Source organism: Streptomyces sp. NBC_00158, assembly GCF_045160885.1.
In the GTDB taxonomy this organism is placed as follows: domain Bacteria; phylum Actinomycetota; class Actinomycetes; order Streptomycetales; family Streptomycetaceae; genus Streptomyces.
Window position 1 is genome coordinate 5,433,398 of the sequence record NZ_CP108161.1, and the last position, 17,446, is coordinate 5,450,843.

Annotated in this window: 11 protein-coding genes; 4 read left to right on the forward strand and 7 right to left on the reverse strand. The window is 74.4% G+C overall.

The window, feature by feature from the left end; all coding sequences use genetic code 11:
- Window positions 1-71: 71 nt before the first annotated feature.
- Window positions 72-1,112 carry a prolipoprotein diacylglyceryl transferase gene (lgt, locus tag OG553_RS25000; RefSeq protein ID WP_405981127.1) on the forward strand — a complete coding sequence of 347 codons (1,041 nt, stop codon included), beginning with the start codon at window positions 72-74 and terminating at the stop codon, window positions 1,110-1,112.
- A gap of 618 nt (window positions 1,113-1,730) precedes the next feature.
- On the opposite strand, the gene OG553_RS25005 is transcribed toward lgt, so the two are convergent.
- The 7 genes from OG553_RS25005 to OG553_RS25035 all read right to left on the reverse strand — a co-directional run bounded on the left by OG553_RS25005 (window position 1,731) and on the right by OG553_RS25035 (window position 9,979).
- Window positions 1,731-2,549 carry an HpcH/HpaI aldolase/citrate lyase family protein gene (locus OG553_RS25005; RefSeq protein WP_405981128.1) on the reverse strand — a complete coding sequence of 273 codons (819 nt, stop codon included), beginning with the start codon at window positions 2,547-2,549 and terminating at the stop codon, window positions 1,731-1,733.
- Complete coding sequence (locus tag OG553_RS25010) at window positions 2,546-3,742, reverse strand: CaiB/BaiF CoA transferase family protein (protein WP_405981129.1); 1,197 nt, start codon at window positions 3,740-3,742, stop codon at window positions 2,546-2,548. Before OG553_RS25010 ends, OG553_RS25005 begins: the two co-directional genes overlap by 4 nt.
- On the reverse strand, window positions 3,739-4,650 hold the full coding sequence (rbsK, locus tag OG553_RS25015) for a ribokinase (RefSeq protein WP_405981130.1): 912 nt from the start codon (window positions 4,648-4,650) through the stop codon (window positions 3,739-3,741). The genes OG553_RS25010 and rbsK overlap by 4 nt, the downstream gene beginning before the upstream one ends.
- Window positions 4,647-6,089 (reverse strand): ADP-ribosylglycohydrolase family protein, encoded by a 1,443-nt coding sequence (locus tag OG553_RS25020; protein WP_405983128.1) that lies wholly within the window; start codon window positions 6,087-6,089, stop codon window positions 4,647-4,649. The genes rbsK and OG553_RS25020 overlap by 4 nt, the downstream gene beginning before the upstream one ends.
- 341 nt (window positions 6,090-6,430) lie before the next feature.
- A complete protein-coding gene (locus OG553_RS25025) occupies window positions 6,431-7,576 on the reverse strand; it encodes an ADP-ribosylglycohydrolase family protein (RefSeq protein ID WP_405981131.1) in 1,146 nt (381 codons plus the stop codon).
- A 7-nt stretch (window positions 7,577-7,583) separates the two neighbouring features.
- Window positions 7,584-8,996, reverse strand: coding sequence for an ADP-ribosylglycohydrolase family protein (locus OG553_RS25030; protein WP_405981132.1), 1,413 nt, complete (start codon window positions 8,994-8,996; stop codon window positions 7,584-7,586).
- Window positions 8,993-9,979 (reverse strand): ADP-ribosylglycohydrolase family protein, encoded by a 987-nt coding sequence (locus OG553_RS25035; RefSeq protein ID WP_405981133.1) that lies wholly within the window; start codon window positions 9,977-9,979, stop codon window positions 8,993-8,995. The genes OG553_RS25030 and OG553_RS25035 overlap by 4 nt, the downstream gene beginning before the upstream one ends.
- Before the next feature lie 280 nt (window positions 9,980-10,259).
- Here OG553_RS25035 and OG553_RS25040 point away from each other — a divergent pair, with 280 nt between their 5' ends.
- From OG553_RS25040 to OG553_RS25050, 3 genes are all read left to right on the forward strand, one after another.
- Window positions 10,260-10,991 carry a VIT1/CCC1 transporter family protein gene (locus tag OG553_RS25040; RefSeq protein WP_405981134.1) on the forward strand — a complete coding sequence of 244 codons (732 nt, stop codon included), beginning with the start codon at window positions 10,260-10,262 and terminating at the stop codon, window positions 10,989-10,991.
- Window positions 10,992-11,391: 400 nt separating this feature from the next.
- Complete coding sequence (gltB, locus tag OG553_RS25045) at window positions 11,392-15,930, forward strand: glutamate synthase large subunit (protein ID WP_405983129.1); 4,539 nt, start codon at window positions 11,392-11,394, stop codon at window positions 15,928-15,930.
- Window positions 15,923-17,383 (forward strand): glutamate synthase subunit beta, encoded by a 1,461-nt coding sequence (locus tag OG553_RS25050; protein WP_405981135.1) that lies wholly within the window; start codon window positions 15,923-15,925, stop codon window positions 17,381-17,383. Before gltB ends, OG553_RS25050 begins: the two co-directional genes overlap by 8 nt.
- Window positions 17,384-17,446 lie beyond the last annotated feature (63 nt).

Sequence of the window (17,446 nt, forward strand, 5' to 3'; positions counted from 1 at the left end):
TGTGGTTTTGGTTTCAGCTTGCCGGGCGGGTTGCGGTGCGCACCGCCCGGCAGGGTAGCGTCAGGTCTGCCATGGACCTTGCTTACATCCCCAGCCCGTCGACCGGCGTGATCCATCTCGGACCGGTCCCGCTGCGCGGCTACGCGTTCTGCATCATCATCGGCGTCTTCGCCGCCGTCTGGCTCGGCAACAAGCGGTGGATCGCGCGCGGCGGAAAGCCGGGCACGGTCGCGGACATCGCCGTGTGGGCGGTGCCGTTCGGCCTGGTCGGCGGTCGCCTCTACCACGTGATCACCGACTACCAGCTCTACTTCGGCGAAGGCCGGGACTGGGTCGACGCCTTCAAGATCTGGGAGGGCGGCCTCGGCATCTGGGGCGCGATCGCGCTCGGCGCGGTCGGCGCCTGGATCGGCTGCCGCCTGCGCGGCATCCCGCTGCCCGCCTGGGCCGACGCGCTCGCGCCGGGCATCGCGATCGCCCAGGCCTTCGGCCGCTGGGGCAACTGGTTCAACCAGGAGCTGTACGGCCGCGCGACCGACCTGCCGTGGGCGCTGAAGATCAGCGAGGGCCCGAACCGGGTCGCCGGCACCTACCACCCGACCTTCCTCTACGAGTCCCTGTGGTGCCTGGGCGTCGCCGCCCTGGTCATCTGGGCCGACCGGCGCTTCAAGCTGGGACACGGGCGGGCGTTCGCGCTGTACGTGGCGGCCTACTGCTCCGGGCGCGTGTGGATCGAGTACATGCGCGTCGACGAGGCGCACCACATCCTGGGCCTGCGGCTGAACGTGTGGACCGCGATCGTGGTCTTCGTGCTCGCGGTGGTGTACTTCGTGCTCTCGGCGAAGCTGCGGCCGGGCCGGGAAGAGGTCGTCGAGCCGAACGCCTCCGGCGGTTCGGGTGAGGGCGCGGCTGCCGTGCCGGCCCCGGACGCCAAGGCCGTCCCGGCGGATGCGAAGGCCGACGCGAAGGCCGTCCCGGCCGAGCCGAAGGACGCCGAGGCCGAGGCCGTCCCGGCCGGTGCGGAGGCCAAGGCCGATGCCGAACCCGTCGGGGGCGCCGGGGCGAAGAAGCCGACCAGCCTCACGAAGGCGGCGGAGGCCGACAAGAGCTGAACGGGTCGTACCGGAGGGGGCGCCGCGCGTGCTGCGGCGCCCCCTCCGTCGTACCCGGCCGGTGCCGGGGCGTCGCCGCTGCGCGGGGCGAGGTCCCCTACCCTCCCCCAGACTCCGTCCGGGGGGACCCCCACTTCGCCCGTTCCCCGGGGCTGCGCCCCGGACCCCTTGCGGGGGCTCCGCCCCCGCCCCCCCGCCCCCCCCGCGCCTCAAACGCCGGCGGGGCTGGAGTGTGCCGGCGGGGCTGGATTTCGCGCAGCGAAATTCCAGCCCGCGCTGGGGGCACCTCCCAGCGGTAGCTGGGGGAGTTTGAGCGCACCGGGCGCGGAGCGCACGGTACCGGGGTCAGGGGCAACGCCCCTGGGAACGGTGGAAGGGCGGGTAGGGGACCTCGCCCGCGCAGCGGCCCACCACCCGCACCCGATTCACCGGCCCCGGCCATCTGCACCGGCCCCGCCCCGGGCCCGACGGCCGGAGGCCGTCGCAGCGGGCCGAAGCCCGGGAAGCGCCCCCGGCGCTGAAAGGTGCGAGGACCGCGTCAGGGAGGGGACGGCCGGAGGCCGTCGCAGCGCCGCGAAGCCGGGGGGCCCGCCAGGGCCGAGCCGTGCGAGCGGCGCGTCAAGAAGGAGCAGGGCGGCGCCGCGAGAGGGACAGGGTGCGGTGGGCGGCCGCGACGACGGCGGGGTCGACGAAGCGGCCGTCCGGGAGGGCCAGGGCTCCCGGGGTGGCGCGGGCGGCGGTGACGATCTCCTCCGCCGCGGTGACCTCCTCCGGCCCCGGGAGGAAGGCCCGCTCGATCACCGGGAGCTGCCGCGGGTGGATCGCCGCACGGCCGAGGAAGCCCAGGGCCCGGCCCCGCGCGCAGGAGGCGGCCAGCGCCTCCAGGTCCCGGATGTCCGGGAAGACGGACTGCGCCGGCGGTGCCAGTCCGGCGGCCCGGGCGGCCACGACGACCCTGGAACGCGGCCAGTCCAGCCCGCTCTCCGCGCAGACGCCGAGGTCCGCGCAGAGGTCCGCCTCGCCCAGCGTCAGCCCCTGCAGGGAAGGGTGGGCACGGGCGATCTCGTACGCCCTCTCGACCCCCAGCGCGGACTCCAGCAGCGCGTACAGCGCCACCCCTCCGGTGCGGTCCGCGACCCGGGTGATCTGTTCCGGCGCGTCGACCTTGGGCAGCCGCAGGCCCGCGAGCCCGTGCAGCTTGGCGAGAGCGGCGAGGTCGGGGCCCGACCAGGGGGAGCCGAGGGCGTTGACGCGGACGTGGACGGGGACCGGCGGGCGCTCGGTCAGCAGTTCGGCGGTGGCGGCGCGGGCGTACTCCTTGCGCGAGGCCGACACCGAGTCCTCCAGGTCGACGATGACGGCGTCGGCCCCGCTGCGCAGGGCCTTCGCCACCACCTCCGGGCGGTCCCCGGGTGCGTAGAGCCAGGTCAGGATCACAGGGCACCTTCGGTACGGAGAGCGGCGATCTCGGGCCCGGTCAGGCCGAGTTCGGTCAGGACGGATTCGGTGTCCGCGCCGTGCGGGCGGCCGGCCCAGCGGATCCCGCCGGGGGTCCCGGACAGCCGGAAGAGGACGTTCTGCATGCGGATCGGGCCGAGCTCGGGGTCCTCGACCTCGGTGACGGTGTCGAGGGCCGCGAACTGCGGATCGGCCATCACGTCCCGCACGTCGTAGACCAGGGCGACGGCGGCCTCGGCCTCCTCGAAGGCCGCGACCACCTCCTCGGCCTTGTGCCGGGCGATCCAGCCGCCGACCGCCCCGTCGAGGAGCTCCGCGTGCGCCGCCCGCCCGGAACCGGTCGCGAACCAGGGCTCGGCGGTCAGCTCCGGCCGGCCGACCAGCCGCAGCACCCGTTCCGCGATCGACTGGGCCGAGGCGGACACCGCCAGCCAGCGGCCGTCCGCGCTGCGGTAGGTGTTGCGGGGGGCGTTGTTCGCGGAACGGTTGCCTGTGCGGGGCTGGACGTAGCCGAGCTGGTCGTACCAGAGCGGGTGCGGGCCCAGCACGGTCAGGATCGGCTCGATGATCGCCAGGTCGACCACCTGGCCCCGTCCGGTCCGGTCCCGCCCGGCGAGCGCGGTCATCACCGCGTACGCACAGGTCAGCGCGGCGATGGAGTCGGCGAGGCCGAAGGGCGGCAGGGTCGGCGGGCCGTCCGGCTCCCCGGTGATCGCGGCGAAGCCGCTCATCGCCTCCGCGAGGGTGCCGAAGCCCGGCCGGTGGGCGTACGGGCCCTGCTGGCCGAAGGCCGTGACGCGGGCCAGGACCAGGCGGGGGTTGGCCGCCGAGAGCTCGGGCCAGCCCAGGCCCCACTTCTCCAGGGTGCCGGGGCGGAAGTTCTCGACGACCACGTCGGCGGTGGCGGCCAGCCGCAGCAGGGTGTCCCGGCCGCCGGGCGTGGACAGGTCCAGGGTCATCGTCCGCTTGTTCCGCCCGAGCAGCTTCCACCACAGTCCGATCCCGTCCTTGGCCGGCCCGTGCCCCCGGGAGGGGTCGGGCCGGTGCGGGTGCTCGACCTTGACCACCTCGGCGCCGAAGTCCCCGAGCAGGGTGGCGGCCAGCGGCCCGGCGAACAGGGTGGCCAGGTCGAGCACGCGCAGCCCGGACAGGGGGCCGGACGACGGCGTCATGACTCCGCCCGGCCCGTCGCCCCCGCCGCCCGGTCCACCTCGGCGCGGGTCGGCATCGAGTCCTGCGCCCCCGGCCGCTGGACGGACAGCGCCGCCGCCACCGAGGCCCAGGACAGCGCCCCGGGCATCGGGCGCCCCTCCCCGAGCGCCACCGCGAGCGCCCCGACGAAGGTGTCCCCGGCGGCGGTGGTGTCCACGGCCCGCACCCGGGGGGCCGCCACCGTCAGCGGCTCGCGCCCCCGCGCCGCGTACAGGCAGCCGGCCGCGCCCAGGGTGACCACCACCTCCGGCACCTCCCGCAGCAGCGCCTCCGCGGCCCGGTGCGGGTCGGTGAGCCCGGTGAGGGCGGCGGCCTCGTGCTCGTTCGGGACCAGCAGGTCGGTGGCGGCGAGCAGTCCGGCCGGCAGCGGCTGCGCGGGGGCCGGGGTGAGGACGGTGCGGACGCCGTGCGCGCGGGCGGCCTCCGCCCCGGCGAGGACGGCCTCCAGGGGGAGTTCCAGCTGGAGCAGCAGGCAGTCGGCGGCGCCGATCCGCGAGGCGTCGCCCGCCTCCAGGCCGGTGACGCGGGCGTTGGCGCCGGGGATGACGACGATGCTGTTGCCGCCCTCGTCGTCGACGGTGATGTGCGCGGTGCCGCTGGCGCCCTCGACGGTGCGCAGAGCGGCGGTCTCGACCCCGGCCGCCGCCAGCCCGGCCCGCAGCCGTACGCCGAACTCGTCCGCCCCGACGGCGCCGATCATCACCACCTCCCCGCCGAGGCGGGCGGCGGCCACCGCCTGGTTGGCGCCCTTGCCGCCGGGGGCCGTGCGGAACTCCCGGCCGGTGACGGTCTCCCCGAGGCGGGGGGCCTTGGGCACGTAGGCGACGAGGTCCATGTTGGTACTGCCGAGCACGGCGATGGCCGTCATGAGCGGGTTGCCTCCTGGGTGGCGGGCTTGGTGGCGGGCTGGGCGGCGAGCCGGGCGGTGAGCCGGGCGAGGGTGTCGAAGCCGGTGCCGTCGAAGCCGGCGACGGTGGTGGCGAGGCGGTTCTTCAGCGGTGCGGTCCAGCGCTCCGGGATCCGGTCGGGGGACCCGGCCAGGAGTCCGGCGACCGAGCCGGCGGTGGCGCCGTTGGAGTCGGTGTCCCAGCCGCCGGACACCGCGAGGCAGACGGAGCGGGTGAAGTCCCCGTCGGCGTGGGTGAGGGCGGCGGCGATCAGGGCCGTGTTGGGGACGGCGTGCACCCAGTGGTAGTGGCCGTAGCGGGCGTGCAGCCGGTCCACGACCCGGTCGAAGCAGGCCTCCTCGCGGGCTGCGCCGATCCCGTGCCGGACGGCCTCGGCGAGGCGCGAGCCGGGCGGTACGACGGCGAGCCCGGCCCGCAGCGCGCCGTGCACGTCGGCCGCGCCGCCGGCGGCCTCGGCGATGGCGGCGGCGGCGAACAGGGCGGCGTGGACCCCGCCCGCGGTGTGCGTCAGGGTGGCGTCCCGCCAGGCCTGTTCGGCGGCGGCGGCCGGGTCGCCGGGGTTGGTCCAGCCGTGGACGTCGGCGCGGATGAGGGCGCCGATCCACTCCCGGAAGGGGTTGTGGCGGGTGGCCGTGTGCGGGGGCTCCAGGCCCTGGAGGAGGTTGCGGTAGGCGACCCGCTCGGCGGTGAAGGCGCGGCCGGCGGGCAGCTCGTCGAGCCAGAGCCGGGCCAGGTCGGCGGTGGTGAAGCCCTTGCCGTGCCGCTGGAGCAGCAGCAGGCCGAGGAGGGGGTGGTTCAGGTCGTCGTCCTCGGGCGCGCCGTCGATGTTCTCGGCGAGGGAGGTGGGTGCGGAGCGGCGGTTCCACGGGTACGCGGCCAGCAGCCCGGCGGGGACGCCGCGTGCGGTGAACCAGTCGTCCAGCGGCCAGTTCCCGGCGGCGCGGGCGAGGGCTCGGATGCCGTCCAGGGGGAGCTTCTCGACGGGCTTGCCGAGCACGCAGCCGACGGCCCGTCCGACCCAGGCGGCCTCCAGCCTGCGGCGCAGCGCGGGGGCCGGCGGGTGCGCGGCCGGGGGCGGGGGCGGGGGCGCGGGCCAGGTGGCCCGGACGGCCCGCCAGTCGGTGGGCTCCGCGGCCGCCGTGGGGACGGGGAGCTCCGCGAGGCCGTCCAGCAGGCGGGCGGCGAGCGCGCGCAGCTCCGGGGCGGCGGGGGAGGGGGAGGCCCCGGCCCGGACGGGTGCCGGGCGGCCGCCCGCCGCGAGCCAGGCGGCGAGGGCCGGTCCGGGGTCGCGTCCGTCCTCCGCGGCCTGTCGCAGCTCGTGGCCGAGCAGGTCCTCGGGCTGGACCCAGGTCAGCCGAACCCGGTCCGGAGCGGCGGGGGGCGCTTCAGCGGGGCGCAGGGCCTGGGCGGTCGGGGCCTGGAGGTCGTCGGGGGTCGTGTATGGCTGGTCCGGGCCGGGCGGTGCCTGGGTGCCGGCGAAGGGGGCGGACGCGGGTGCCCCGCCTGTGGGGGGCTTCCCGGCGTGGTGCCGGGCCGGGGCGGTTGGTGCCTGGAGGGCGGCGGGGCCAGGGGCGGTGGAGGTGGGCGTCCCGGCTGCCGGGGGCGCCTCAGCGGGGCGCAGGGCCGGGGCGGTTGGTGCCTGGAGGGCGGCGGGGGTGGGTGCCGCGGTGGGCGGTCGGTTCGGGCCGGGGGGTGTCTGGGCGGCGGCGGGGGGCGGGGCGCCTTCGGCGCAGGGGGGAGTCACCGGGGGGCGGCGATGGCGTCGAAGGCGGCTTCGTGGGCGCGTCGGCGGGACCGGTCCCGGTCGAAGACCTCCCGGGCCACGGCCGCCAGTGCCGCCGCCGGGGCGTGCAGGTCGAGCCGGCTGGCCTCGGCGACCCGCTTGGCCCAGGCGGCCGGTACGGCGGACTCCCCGCCGAGGGCGCCGGCGAGCGCCCCGGCCATGGTGGCGATGGAGTCGCAGTCGCGGCCGTAGTTGACGGCGCCGAGCACCGCGGCCTCGTACCGGCCGTCGGCGACCAGCAGCATGCCGAGGGCGACGGGGAGTTCCTCGATGGAGTGCAGGCGCGAGGGGCGGCGGGCGCCGAGGGAGGGCGCGCGGTAGTCCGGCCCGACCGAGTCGTACGGGGCCACGGCCGCCCGCAGCGGCGCGAGAGCCGTCTCGAAGTCCCGGTGCCGCGGCGCGACTTCGCGTACCGCGGCGATGGCCTCGCGGGTGCCGTCCTTGGCCAGGGCCAGCGCGGTGTCCACCACCGTCGCGGCCGTCGCCCCCGGGGCGCAGGCGGCCGCCACCGCCGCCGCGAACACGCCCGCGGCCTCGCGCCCGTACGAGGACTGGTGCGCGCCCGCGACGTCGAGCGCCTCGGCGTAGGCGGCGGCCGGGTTGCCCGCGTTGACCAGGCCGACCGGCGCCATGTACATCGCCGCACCGCAGTTGACGATGTTGCCGGTGCCGGCCTCGCGGGGGTCCGCGTGCGCGTAGTGCAGCCGGGTCACGATCCACTTCTCGGCGAGGAAGACCCGCTGGAGGGGCAGGGCCTCGGCCTCCAGCTCGGGGATCCAGCGCGGGGTGCCCATCAGGTCGGGGACGAGGTGCTCGGCGACCGCGTAGGCGTCCAGGTGGTCGCGTACGGCCGTGTAGACGCGGACCAGCGCGTGCGTCATGAGGGTGTCGTCGGTGACGTGGCCGTCGCCCTTGTGGTACGGCGCGATGGGCCGGGCGGTGCGCCAGTCCTCGTACCAGGGGCCGACGATGCCGTGCACGCGGCCGCCGTGCCGTTCGGCGATCTGCTCCGGGGACCAGCCCTCCACCGGCCCGCCGAGTGCGTCGCCGACGGCGGCGCCGACGAGGGCGCCCGAGAACCGGTCCTCCAGTGTGAGGGTCATGCCCGAATCATCCCTTCAGAGTGGTGAGTTCCGTACGCGAGAGCAGCGCGGCGAGTTCGACGAGGTCGGTTCCGGCCAGCCGGGGCAGGGCGCAGCCGGAGAGGGTGCGGCAGGCCTCGCGCCAGGCGGCGGGGAGGGAGTCGCCGCCGCCGAGGGCGCCGGTGAGGGCGCCCGCGAGGGCGGGGGCGGAGTCGGCGACGCGGGAGAGGCAGGCGGCGGCGGGGACGGCCCCGCAGGCCTGTCCGCGGGCGGCGGTGGCGAGGGCGAGGGCGACGGGGACGGTCTCGGCGGCGGCGATGCCGTAGCTGTAGACGTGGTCGACGATCTGGTGTTCCAGGAGGGGGACGAGGGCGAAGGCGCCGCCGGTCTCCGCGCGGGCGAGCTTGACGGCGTGCCGGGCGTTGCGGCCGATCTCGGTGGGGGCGGGCAGCTGGGCGAGCGCGGCGTCGACGGCGGTGTCGGTGTCCGCGCCGGCGAGGGCGGCGGCTACGGCGGCGGCCATGGCGCGGGCGCCGTGGACGCCGTCGCCGTCCTGGGTGTAGCGGGCGTCGAACTCGGCGAGGTCGGCGGCCGCTCCGGGGTTGCCGGGGTGCACGACGGCGAGCACGCAGGCGCGGACGCAGGCGGCGTCGTCGAAGTAGTGCGGGTTGTCGTGGCCGGTGGCGGGCGGGCGCAGGCCGGCGGCGAGGTTGCCGAGCCCGGCACGTACGGAGATCCGGGCGCGCATCGGCAGCACGGCGGACTCGACCTCGGGGGCCCGTTCCGCGGCGGCGGCGACTTCGCTGGCCAGGGCGTTCCAGGCGAGGTCGATGGCGGCGCGCATGCGGCGGGACCGGGAGAGGTCGCTGAGCAGCACCCCGGCGGCGGTGAGTACGGATTCGGCGGCGAAGGCGGCCCATTCGGCGTCGTCGGAGGGGCCGAGGCGGAGCGGTTCGGGGGGCTGGTTGAGGGCGATCGGGACGGGGAGGGTGGTGGTGGCGTTCTGCTCGGCGAAGGTGTCGAGCTCGCGGGTGAGGCGGCGGGTCCACTCGGGCATCCGGCTGGCCCGGTGCCGGGCGGCGGGCCACCCGGCGGCGTCGCCGGCGGCGAGCCCGAGCAGCAGCCCCTCGATCCGCCGGACCGCCTCCGGCGGGGCGGCGCCGGGCGTACGGCTCGCCTCCGGCGGCGGGACGGGTGCGGGGGCCCGCGGCGGTGGTGCGGGAGTACGCCGGGCGGGCCCGGGGGCCTGCGGGGCGGGGGGTCGGGCCGCGACGGTGCCGGGCCCGGTCCCGGCGGCCGGTGCGGGGGTGGCGGCGGCCGCCGGGGCCGGGGCCGTGAAGGGTTCGGCGGCCGGTGCAGGGGTGGGTGCGGGCGGCCCGGGCCGGTCCGTGGGGGACTCCGCTTCCGGGGCCGGGTCGGTGAGGGTGGTGTGGTGGGTCATCGGGCGGGCTCGGTTTCCGGGGTGAGGAGGTCCGCGATGTCCAGGACGTGGTAGCCGCGCATCGAGGGGAGGCAGCTGCCCCGGACCGGGCCGATGGCGGAGGCCCAGGCGGCGGGGATGGCGGCGGCGCCGGCCAGGGCGCCGGCCAGGGCGCCCGCCACCGCCGCGGTGGTGTCGGCGTCCCGGCCCATGTTCACCGCGGTGAGGACCGAGGCGGGGAAGTCGCCCGCGCAGGCGGCGAACGCGCCGAAGGCCAGCCCCACCGCCTCCGGGGCCAGGTCCGTCCACGGGTAGCCGCCGATGACCACCGCCGAGCGCACCGCCCGCTCCCCGCGCGGGGCCGCGGTCACCGCGCGGCGCAGCGAGCGGGCCGTCCAGGAGTCGGACGGGATGACCGACAGGGCCGCCGAGACCACCGAGGCGGGGGAGCCGCCCGCCATCGCGGCCGCGACGCCGGCGGCGACGGCCTGGCCGCCGTAGATGCCCTCGCCGTCGTGGCTGACCGTGCCGTCGATCGCGACCAGCCGGGCCGCCTCCGCCGGGCGGCCCGCCGCGAACACCCCGAAGGGGGCCGCCCGCATCGCCAGGCCGTCCGACCAGGCGTGCCGGTGCTGGGCCGAGATCGGCGCGGCCAGGCCCCGGCGGAGGTTCTCCAGGGTGCCGCGCTCGGAGAAGCCCGCGCCGCGGAAGGGGCCCTCGTCGAGGTCGGCGATCCAGTGGTGCCAGGCCCGTTCGACGTGCGCGACGGTCAGGGCGGAGCCGTGCCGGGCCAGCAGCAGGCCCGAGAAGATCGCGTACTCGGTGTCGTCCGTGCCCGCCGGGTCGTCCGAGACGAAGCCCTCGATCCGGCCCCACTTCGCCCGGATCTCCGACGGCTTCATGTTCTCCGCGGGGGCGCCCAGCGCGTCGCCCACCGCGAGGCCGAGAAGCGCTCCCCTGGCCCGTTCGAGGAGGACCTGCGGATTGCATGCAATCAGCTCCATGGCGCGCCTCTCCACTTGGTGGGGGACTCATCATGAGCCCTTGGGGGATTTGTGCCACGGCATGAGGTTTGTCGGTCGCCGCGAAACGCCCCCCGCCCGCCCCCGTCACCCGGTCGCCGACCCGCGAAACCCCAGGTAAGTACGGCCTTCCTTGCTGGCGGGAGCCGGAAATCGTGCGTACTTTCGAGGTGTTCAGGGGGAGTGCCCCGCGCCAGGGCACAGCTGCGCGTTGCTTTCGCGTACCCGCTCGTACCCGCTCGTACAAAAGGGGAGATACGCCGTGTCCATCATCGACATCGAAGCGCCGCTGCACACCGCCCACCGCGACAACCACACCCACCGCGACGTCAACGGCGGATGGCTGCGCCCGGCGGTCTTCGGCGCGATGGACGGCCTCGTCTCCAACATCGCCCTGATGACCGGCGTGGCCGGCGGCGCGGTCGCCCCGGCGACGATCGTCATCACCGGCCTCGCCGGTCTCGCGGCCGGCGCGTTCTCGATGGCGGCCGGCGAGTACACCTCCGTCGCCTCGCAGCGCGAGCTGGTCCTCGCCGAGCTGGACGTGGAGCGCCAGCAGCTGCGCAAGCACCCGGTCGACGAGATGGAGGAGCTGGCCGAGCTCTACGTCTCGCGCGGCGTCGAGCCCGCCCTCGCCCGCGAGGTCGCGATGCAGCTCTCCCGCGACCCGGACCAGGCGCTGGAGATCCACGCCCGCGAGGAGCTCGGGATCGACCCCGACGACCTGCCCTCGCCGCTGGTCGCCGCCGTGTCGTCCTTCGGCTCCTTCGCGCTGGGCGCGCTGCTCCCCGTGCTGCCCTACCTGCTCGGGGCGACCGCCCTGTGGCCGGCCGTGCTGCTGGCGCTGCTCGGGCTCTTCGTCTGCGGCGCGGTGGTCTCGCGGGTCACGGCCCGGTCGTGGTGGTACAGCGGCATGCGCCAGCTCGTCCTGGGTGGCGCCGCCGCGGGTGTGACGTACATCCTGGGAACCTGGATCGGCGGCGCCATAGGCTAACGGCCGCGGGAGTGAGACACTATGCAGCACGCAACATAAGTAGTCCGTTACCCGGTGGTTTCGATTCTGTGACCGCTGGGCATCAGACCAGGGCGCCGGGCAATGATGCCCGTCTCGCGCCGGGACCTTCACCCCGTGCAGTGCCCAGCAGGCCTCTTCAGGGGCGTCTGCGACTCGAGAATTCCTTGAAGGTCCCTTCTTTCTGCCTCGCGCAGTGTCCGCATGCTGGAATGTGATATCCGGTTCTCGGAATTACCGTCATCATGTAACCTGCACGAACTTTCGCAGAGGGCCAACGTCGTCCCTCGGCTAGCACATTGCCACGACGACGACGGGAGAGCCGATGCGTTCCGCATCCACGCACTCCGCGACCGGCCCCAGCAACACCGCCTGGTCGCCCATGGACGGTCGCCCCGCCCAGCAGGGCATGTACGACCCGCGCAACGAGAAGGACGCCTGCGGCGTCGGATTCGTGGCGAACCTCACCGGCGAGGCCACCCACACGCTCGTTGAGCAGGCCCTGACCGTCCTGCGGAACCTCGAGCACCGCGGCGCCACCGGCTCCGAGCCGGACTCCGGCGACGGCGCGGGCATCCTGTCCCAGGTGCCGGACGCCTTCCTCCGCGAGGTGGCGGGCTTCGAGCTCCCCGAGGCCGGCGCGTACGCCGTCGGCATCGCCTTCCTCCCCGCCGACGGCACCGCACAGGCCGTCGCCGTGGAGCGGATCGAGGCCATCGCCGCCGAGGAGAACCTCACGGTCCTCGGCTGGCGCGAGGTCCCGGTCACCCCGGACCTGCTCGGCAACGGCGCGCGCACCACGATGCCCGCCTTCTCGCAGCTGTTCGTCAGCAACGGCAGCACCGGCATCGAGCTGGACCGCAAGGCCTTCGTGCTGCGCAAGCGCGCCGAGCGCGAGGCCGGCGTGTACTTCCCGTCGCTCTCCGCCCGCACCATCGTCTACAAGGGCATGCTGACCACCGGCCAGCTGGAGCCCTTCTTCCCGGACCTCTCCGACCGCCGCTTCGCCTCGGCGCTCGCCCTGGTCCACTCCCGGTTCTCGACGAACACCTTCCCGTCCTGGCCGCTCGCCCACCCGTACCGCTTCGTCGCGCACAACGGCGAGATCAACACGGTCAAGGGCAACCGGAACTGGATGAAGGCCCGCGAGTCCCAGCTGGCCACCGCCGCCTTCGGCGAGGGCGCCCTGGACCGCATCTTCCCGATCTGCACCCCGGACGCCTCCGACTCGGCCTCCTTCGACGAGGTCCTGGAGCTGCTCCACCTCGGCGGCCGGTCGCTGCCGCACAGCGTGCTGATGATGATCCCGGAGGCCTGGGAGAACCACGCCTCCATGGACCCGGCCCGCCGCGCGTTCTACCAGTACCACTCCACGATGATGGAGCCCTGGGACGGCCCGGCCTGCGTCACCTTCACCGACGGCACCCAGGTCGGAGCGGTCCTCGACCGCAACGGTCTGCGCCCCGGCCGCTACTGGGTCACCGACGACGGCCTCGTCGTCCTCGGCTCCGAGGTCGGCGTCCTCGACATCGACCCGTCCAAGGTCGTCCGCAAGGGCCGCCTGCAGCCCGGCAAGATGTTCCTCGTCGACACCGCGCAGAAGCGCATCGTCGAGGACGACGAGATCAAGGACGAGCTGGCCGCCGCCGCCCCCTACGCGGAGTGGCTGGAGACCGGCGAGATCGAGCTGACGGACCTGCCCGAGCGCGAGCACATCGTGCACACCCACGCCTCGGTCACCCGCCGCCAGCAGACCTTCGGCTACACCGAGGAAGAGCTGCGCGTCATCATCGCGCCCATGGCCCGCACGGCCGGCGAAGCCCTCGGCTCCATGGGCACGGACTCGCCCATCGCGGCCCTGTCCGAGCGCCCCCGGCTGCTCTTCGACTACTTCACGCAGCTCTTCGCGCAGGTCACCAACCCGCCGCTGGACGCCATCCGCGAGGAGCTCGTCACCTCGCTGCTGTCCTCGATCGGTCCGCAGTCCAACCTGCTGGAGCCGACCGCCGCGTCCTGCCGCAGCGTCACCCTGCCCTTCCCGGTGATCGACAACGACGAGCTCGCCAAGCTCATCCACATCAACGCCGACGGCGACATGGCGGGCATGAAGGCCGCCACCCTGTCGGGCCTCTACCGGGTCTCCGGCGGCGGCGAGGCCCTCGCCGCCCGGATCGAGGAGATCCGTGCCGAGGCCGACGCCGCCATCGCGGCCGGCGCCCGCCTGATCGTCCTGTCGGACCGCCACTCGGACGCCGAGCACGCGCCGATCCCGTCGCTGCTGCTCACCTCCGCCGTGCACCACCACCTCATCGCCACCAAGCAGCGCACCCAGGTGGGCCTGCTGGTCGAGGCCGGCGACGTCCGCGAGGTCCACCACGTCGCCCTGCTCATCGGCTACGGCGCCGCGGCCGTCAACCCGTACCTCGCCATGGAGTCCGTCGAGGACCTGCTGCGCGCCGGTACCTTCCTGTCCGGCCTGGAGCCGGAGCAGGCCATCAAGAACCTGATCTACGCCCTCGGCAAGGGCGTCCTCAAGGTCATGTCGAAGATGGGCATCTCCACCGTCGCCTCCTACCGCGGCGCCCAGGTCTTCGAGGCCGTCGGCCTGAACGAGGAGTTCGTCGGCACGTACTTCTCCGGCACCGCCACCAAGATCGGCGGCGCCGGCCTGGACGTCATCGCCAAGGAGGTGGCCGCCCGCCACGCCAAGGCGTACCCGGCCTCCGGAATCCCGGCCTCGCACCGCGCGCTGGAGATCGGCGGCGAGTACCAGTGGCGCCGCGAGGGCGAGCCGCACCTGTTCGACCCGGAGACGGTCTTCCGCCTCCAGCACGCGACCCGCAACCGCCGGTACGACATCTTCCGCAAGTACACGGACCGCGTGAACGAGCAGTCCGAGCGCCTGATGACGCTCCGCGGCCTGTTCGGCTTCAAGTCCGACCGCCCCTCGATCTCCATCGACGAGGTCGAGCCGGTCTCCGAGATCGTCAAGCGCTTCTCCACCGGCGCCATGTCGTACGGCTCCATCTCCAAGGAGGCGCACGAGACCCTCGCCATCGCCATGAACCAGCTGGGCGCCAAGTCCAACACCGGTGAGGGCGGCGAGGACCCGGACCGCCTGTACGACCCGGCGCGCCGCTCCTCCATCAAGCAGGTCGCCTCCGGCCGCTTCGGTGTCACGAGCGAGTACCTGGTCAACGCGGACGACATCCAGATCAAGATGGCGCAGGGCGCCAAGCCCGGCGAGGGCGGCCAGCTGCCCGGCCACAAGGTCTACCCGTGGGTCGCCAAGACCCGTCACTCCACCCCGGGCGTCGGCCTGATCTCCCCGCCGCCGCACCACGACATCTACTCCATCGAGGACCTGGCCCAGCTGATCCACGACCTCAAGAACGCCAACCCGGTCGCGCGCATCCACGTGAAGCTCGTGTCCGAGGTCGGCGTCGGTACGGTCGCGGCCGGTGTGTCCAAGGCCCACGCGGACGTCGTCCTGATCTCCGGCCACGACGGCGGAACGGGCGCCTCCCCGCTCACCTCGCTCAAGCACGCGGGCGGCCCCTGGGAGCTCGGCCTCGCCGAGACCCAGCAGACCCTGCTGCTCAACGGGCTGCGCGACCGCATCGTGGTCCAGACGGACGGCCAGCTCAAGACCGGCCGCGACGTGGTCATCGCCGCGCTGCTCGGCGCCGAGGAGTTCGGTTTCGCGACCGCGCCGCTCGTCGTCTCCGGCTGCGTCATGATGCGCGTCTGCCACCTGGACACCTGCCCCGTCGGCATCGCCACGCAGAACCCGGTCCTGCGCGACCGCTTCTCCGGCAAGCCCGAGTTCGTCGTCAACTTCTTCGAGTTCATCGCGGAGGAGGTGCGCGAGCTCCTCGCCGAGCTGGGCTTCCGCACGATCGAGGAGGCCGTCGGCCACGCCGAGCTCCTCGACACCAGCAAGGCCGTCACGCACTGGAAGGCCCAGGGCCTCGACCTGGAGCCCCTCTTCTACGTGCCCGAGCTGCCCGAGGGCGCGGTCCGCCACGCCCTGATCGAGCAGGACCACGGTCTGGAGAAGGCCCTCGACAACGAGCTCGTCGAGCTCGCCGCCGACGCGCTGAACGCCGACTCCGCCGAGACGGCCCAGCCGGTCCGCGCCCAGGTCGCGATCCGCAACATCAACCGGACCGTCGGCACCATGCTCGGCCACCACGTCACCAAGAAGTTCGGCGGTGCGGGCCTGCCCGACAACACCATCGACCTGACCTTCACCGGTTCGGCCGGCCAGTCCTTCGGCGCCTTCCTGCCGAGCGGTGTCACCCTGCGCCTGGAGGGCGACGCCAACGACTACGTCGGCAAGGGCCTCTCCGGCGGCCGCATCGTGGTCCGCCCGGACCGCGCCGCCGACCACCTCGCCGAGTACTCCACCATCGCCGGCAACACCATCGGCTACGGAGCCACCGGCGGCGAGATGTTCCTGCGCGGCCGCACCGGCGAGCGCTTCTGCGTCCGCAACTCCGGCGCCCTGGTCGTCTCGGAGGGCGTGGGCGACCACGGCTGCGAGTACATGACCGGCGGTACGGCCGTCGTCCTCGGCGAGACGGGCCGCAACTTCGCGGCCGGCATGTCGGGCGGCGTCGCGTACGTCATCGACCTCGACCCCCGCCAGGTCAACGTCGGCAACGCGGAGGCCGTCGAGGCCCCCTCCGACGCCGACAAGCAGTGGCTGCACGATGTGGTGCGCCGCCACGAGGAGGAGACCGGCTCGACCGTGGCCGCGAAGCTCCTGGCTGACTGGGACGCCGCCGCGGCCCGCTTCAGCAAGATCATCCCGACCACGTACAAGGCAGTGCTCGCCGCCAAGGACGCCGCTGAGCTGGCCGGACTCTCCGAGTCCGAGACCACCGAGAAGATGATGGAGGCGGCGACCAATGGCTGACCCGAAGGGCTTCCTCACCACCCCGCGCGAGACCGCCTGCACCCGTCCCGTCGCCGACCGCGTCAAGGACTGGAACGAGGTCTACGTCCCGGGCTCGCTGCTCCCGATCATCAGCAAGCAGGCCGGCCGCTGCATGGACTGCGGCATCCCGTTCTGCCACAACGGCTGCCCGCTCGGGAACCTGATCCCCGAGTGGAACGACTTCGCGTACCGCGAGGACTGGTCGGCGGCGGCGGAGCGCCTGCACGCCACGAACAACTTCCCGGAGTTCACGGGCCGCCTGTGCCCCGCTCCCTGTGAGTCGGCGTGCGTGCTCGGCATCAACCAGCCGGCCGTCACCATCAAGAACGTCGAAGTTTCGATCATCGACCAGGCCTGGGACAACGGCGACGTCACCCCGCAGGCGCCGGAGCGCCTGTCCGGCAAGACCGTGGCCGTCATCGGCTCCGGCCCGGCCGGCCTGGCCGCCGCCCAGCAGCTGACGCGGGCCGGCCACACCGTGGTCGTGTACGAGCGCGCCGACCGCATCGGCGGGCTGCTGCGCTACGGCATCCCCGAGTTCAAGATGGAGAAGGTGCACATCAACCGCCGCATCGAGCAGATGCGCGCGGAGGGCACCAAGTTCCGCACCGGCATCGAGGTCGGCCGCGACATCACCGCCACGGACCTGCGCAAGCGGTTCGACGCGGTCGTCGTGGCGGCCGGCGCCACGGTCTCCCGCGACCTCCCGGTCCCGGGCCGCGACCTCAAGGGCGTCCACTTCGCGATGGAGTACCTCCCGCTCGCGAACAAGGTCCAGGAGGGCGACTTCCTGGCCCCGCCGATCACCGCCGAGGGCAAGCACGTCGTCGTCATCGGCGGCGGCGACACCGGCGCGGACTGCGTGGGCACCGCCCACCGCCAGGGTGCCCTCTCGGTCACCCAGCTGGAGATCATGCCGCGTCCGTCGGAGGACCGCCCGGAGTCCATGCCGTGGCCGACCTTCCCGATGCTGTACAAGGTCACCTCGGCCCACGAGGAGGGCGGCGAGCGGATCTACTCCGTCTCCACCACCCACTTCGAGGGCGACGAGGACGGCAACGTCCAGTCCCTGCACCTGACCGAGGTCGAGTTCGTCGACGGCAAGCTCGTCCAGAAGCCCGGCACCGAGCGGGTCCTCCCGGCCCAGCTGGTCACCCTGGCGATGGGCTTCACCGGCACCGACCAGGCCAACGGTCTGGTCGAGCAGTTCGGCGTCGGCCTGGACGAGCGGGGCAACATCGCCCGCGACGCCTCGTACGCCACCAACGCCGACGGCGTCTTCGTCGCCGGCGACGCGGGCCGCGGCCAGTCGCTCATCGTGTGGGCCATCGCGGAAGGCCGCTCGGCCGCCCGCGGCGTGGACCGCTACCTGACCGGCACCAGCACCCTCCCGTACCCGGTCAAGCCGACGGACCGCTCCCTGATGGTGTGACCCTTTCCTGACGCCGTGCTCGCACCGCTCGGCCGCAGGCGGCCTCCCGGGCTTCGCCCGGCT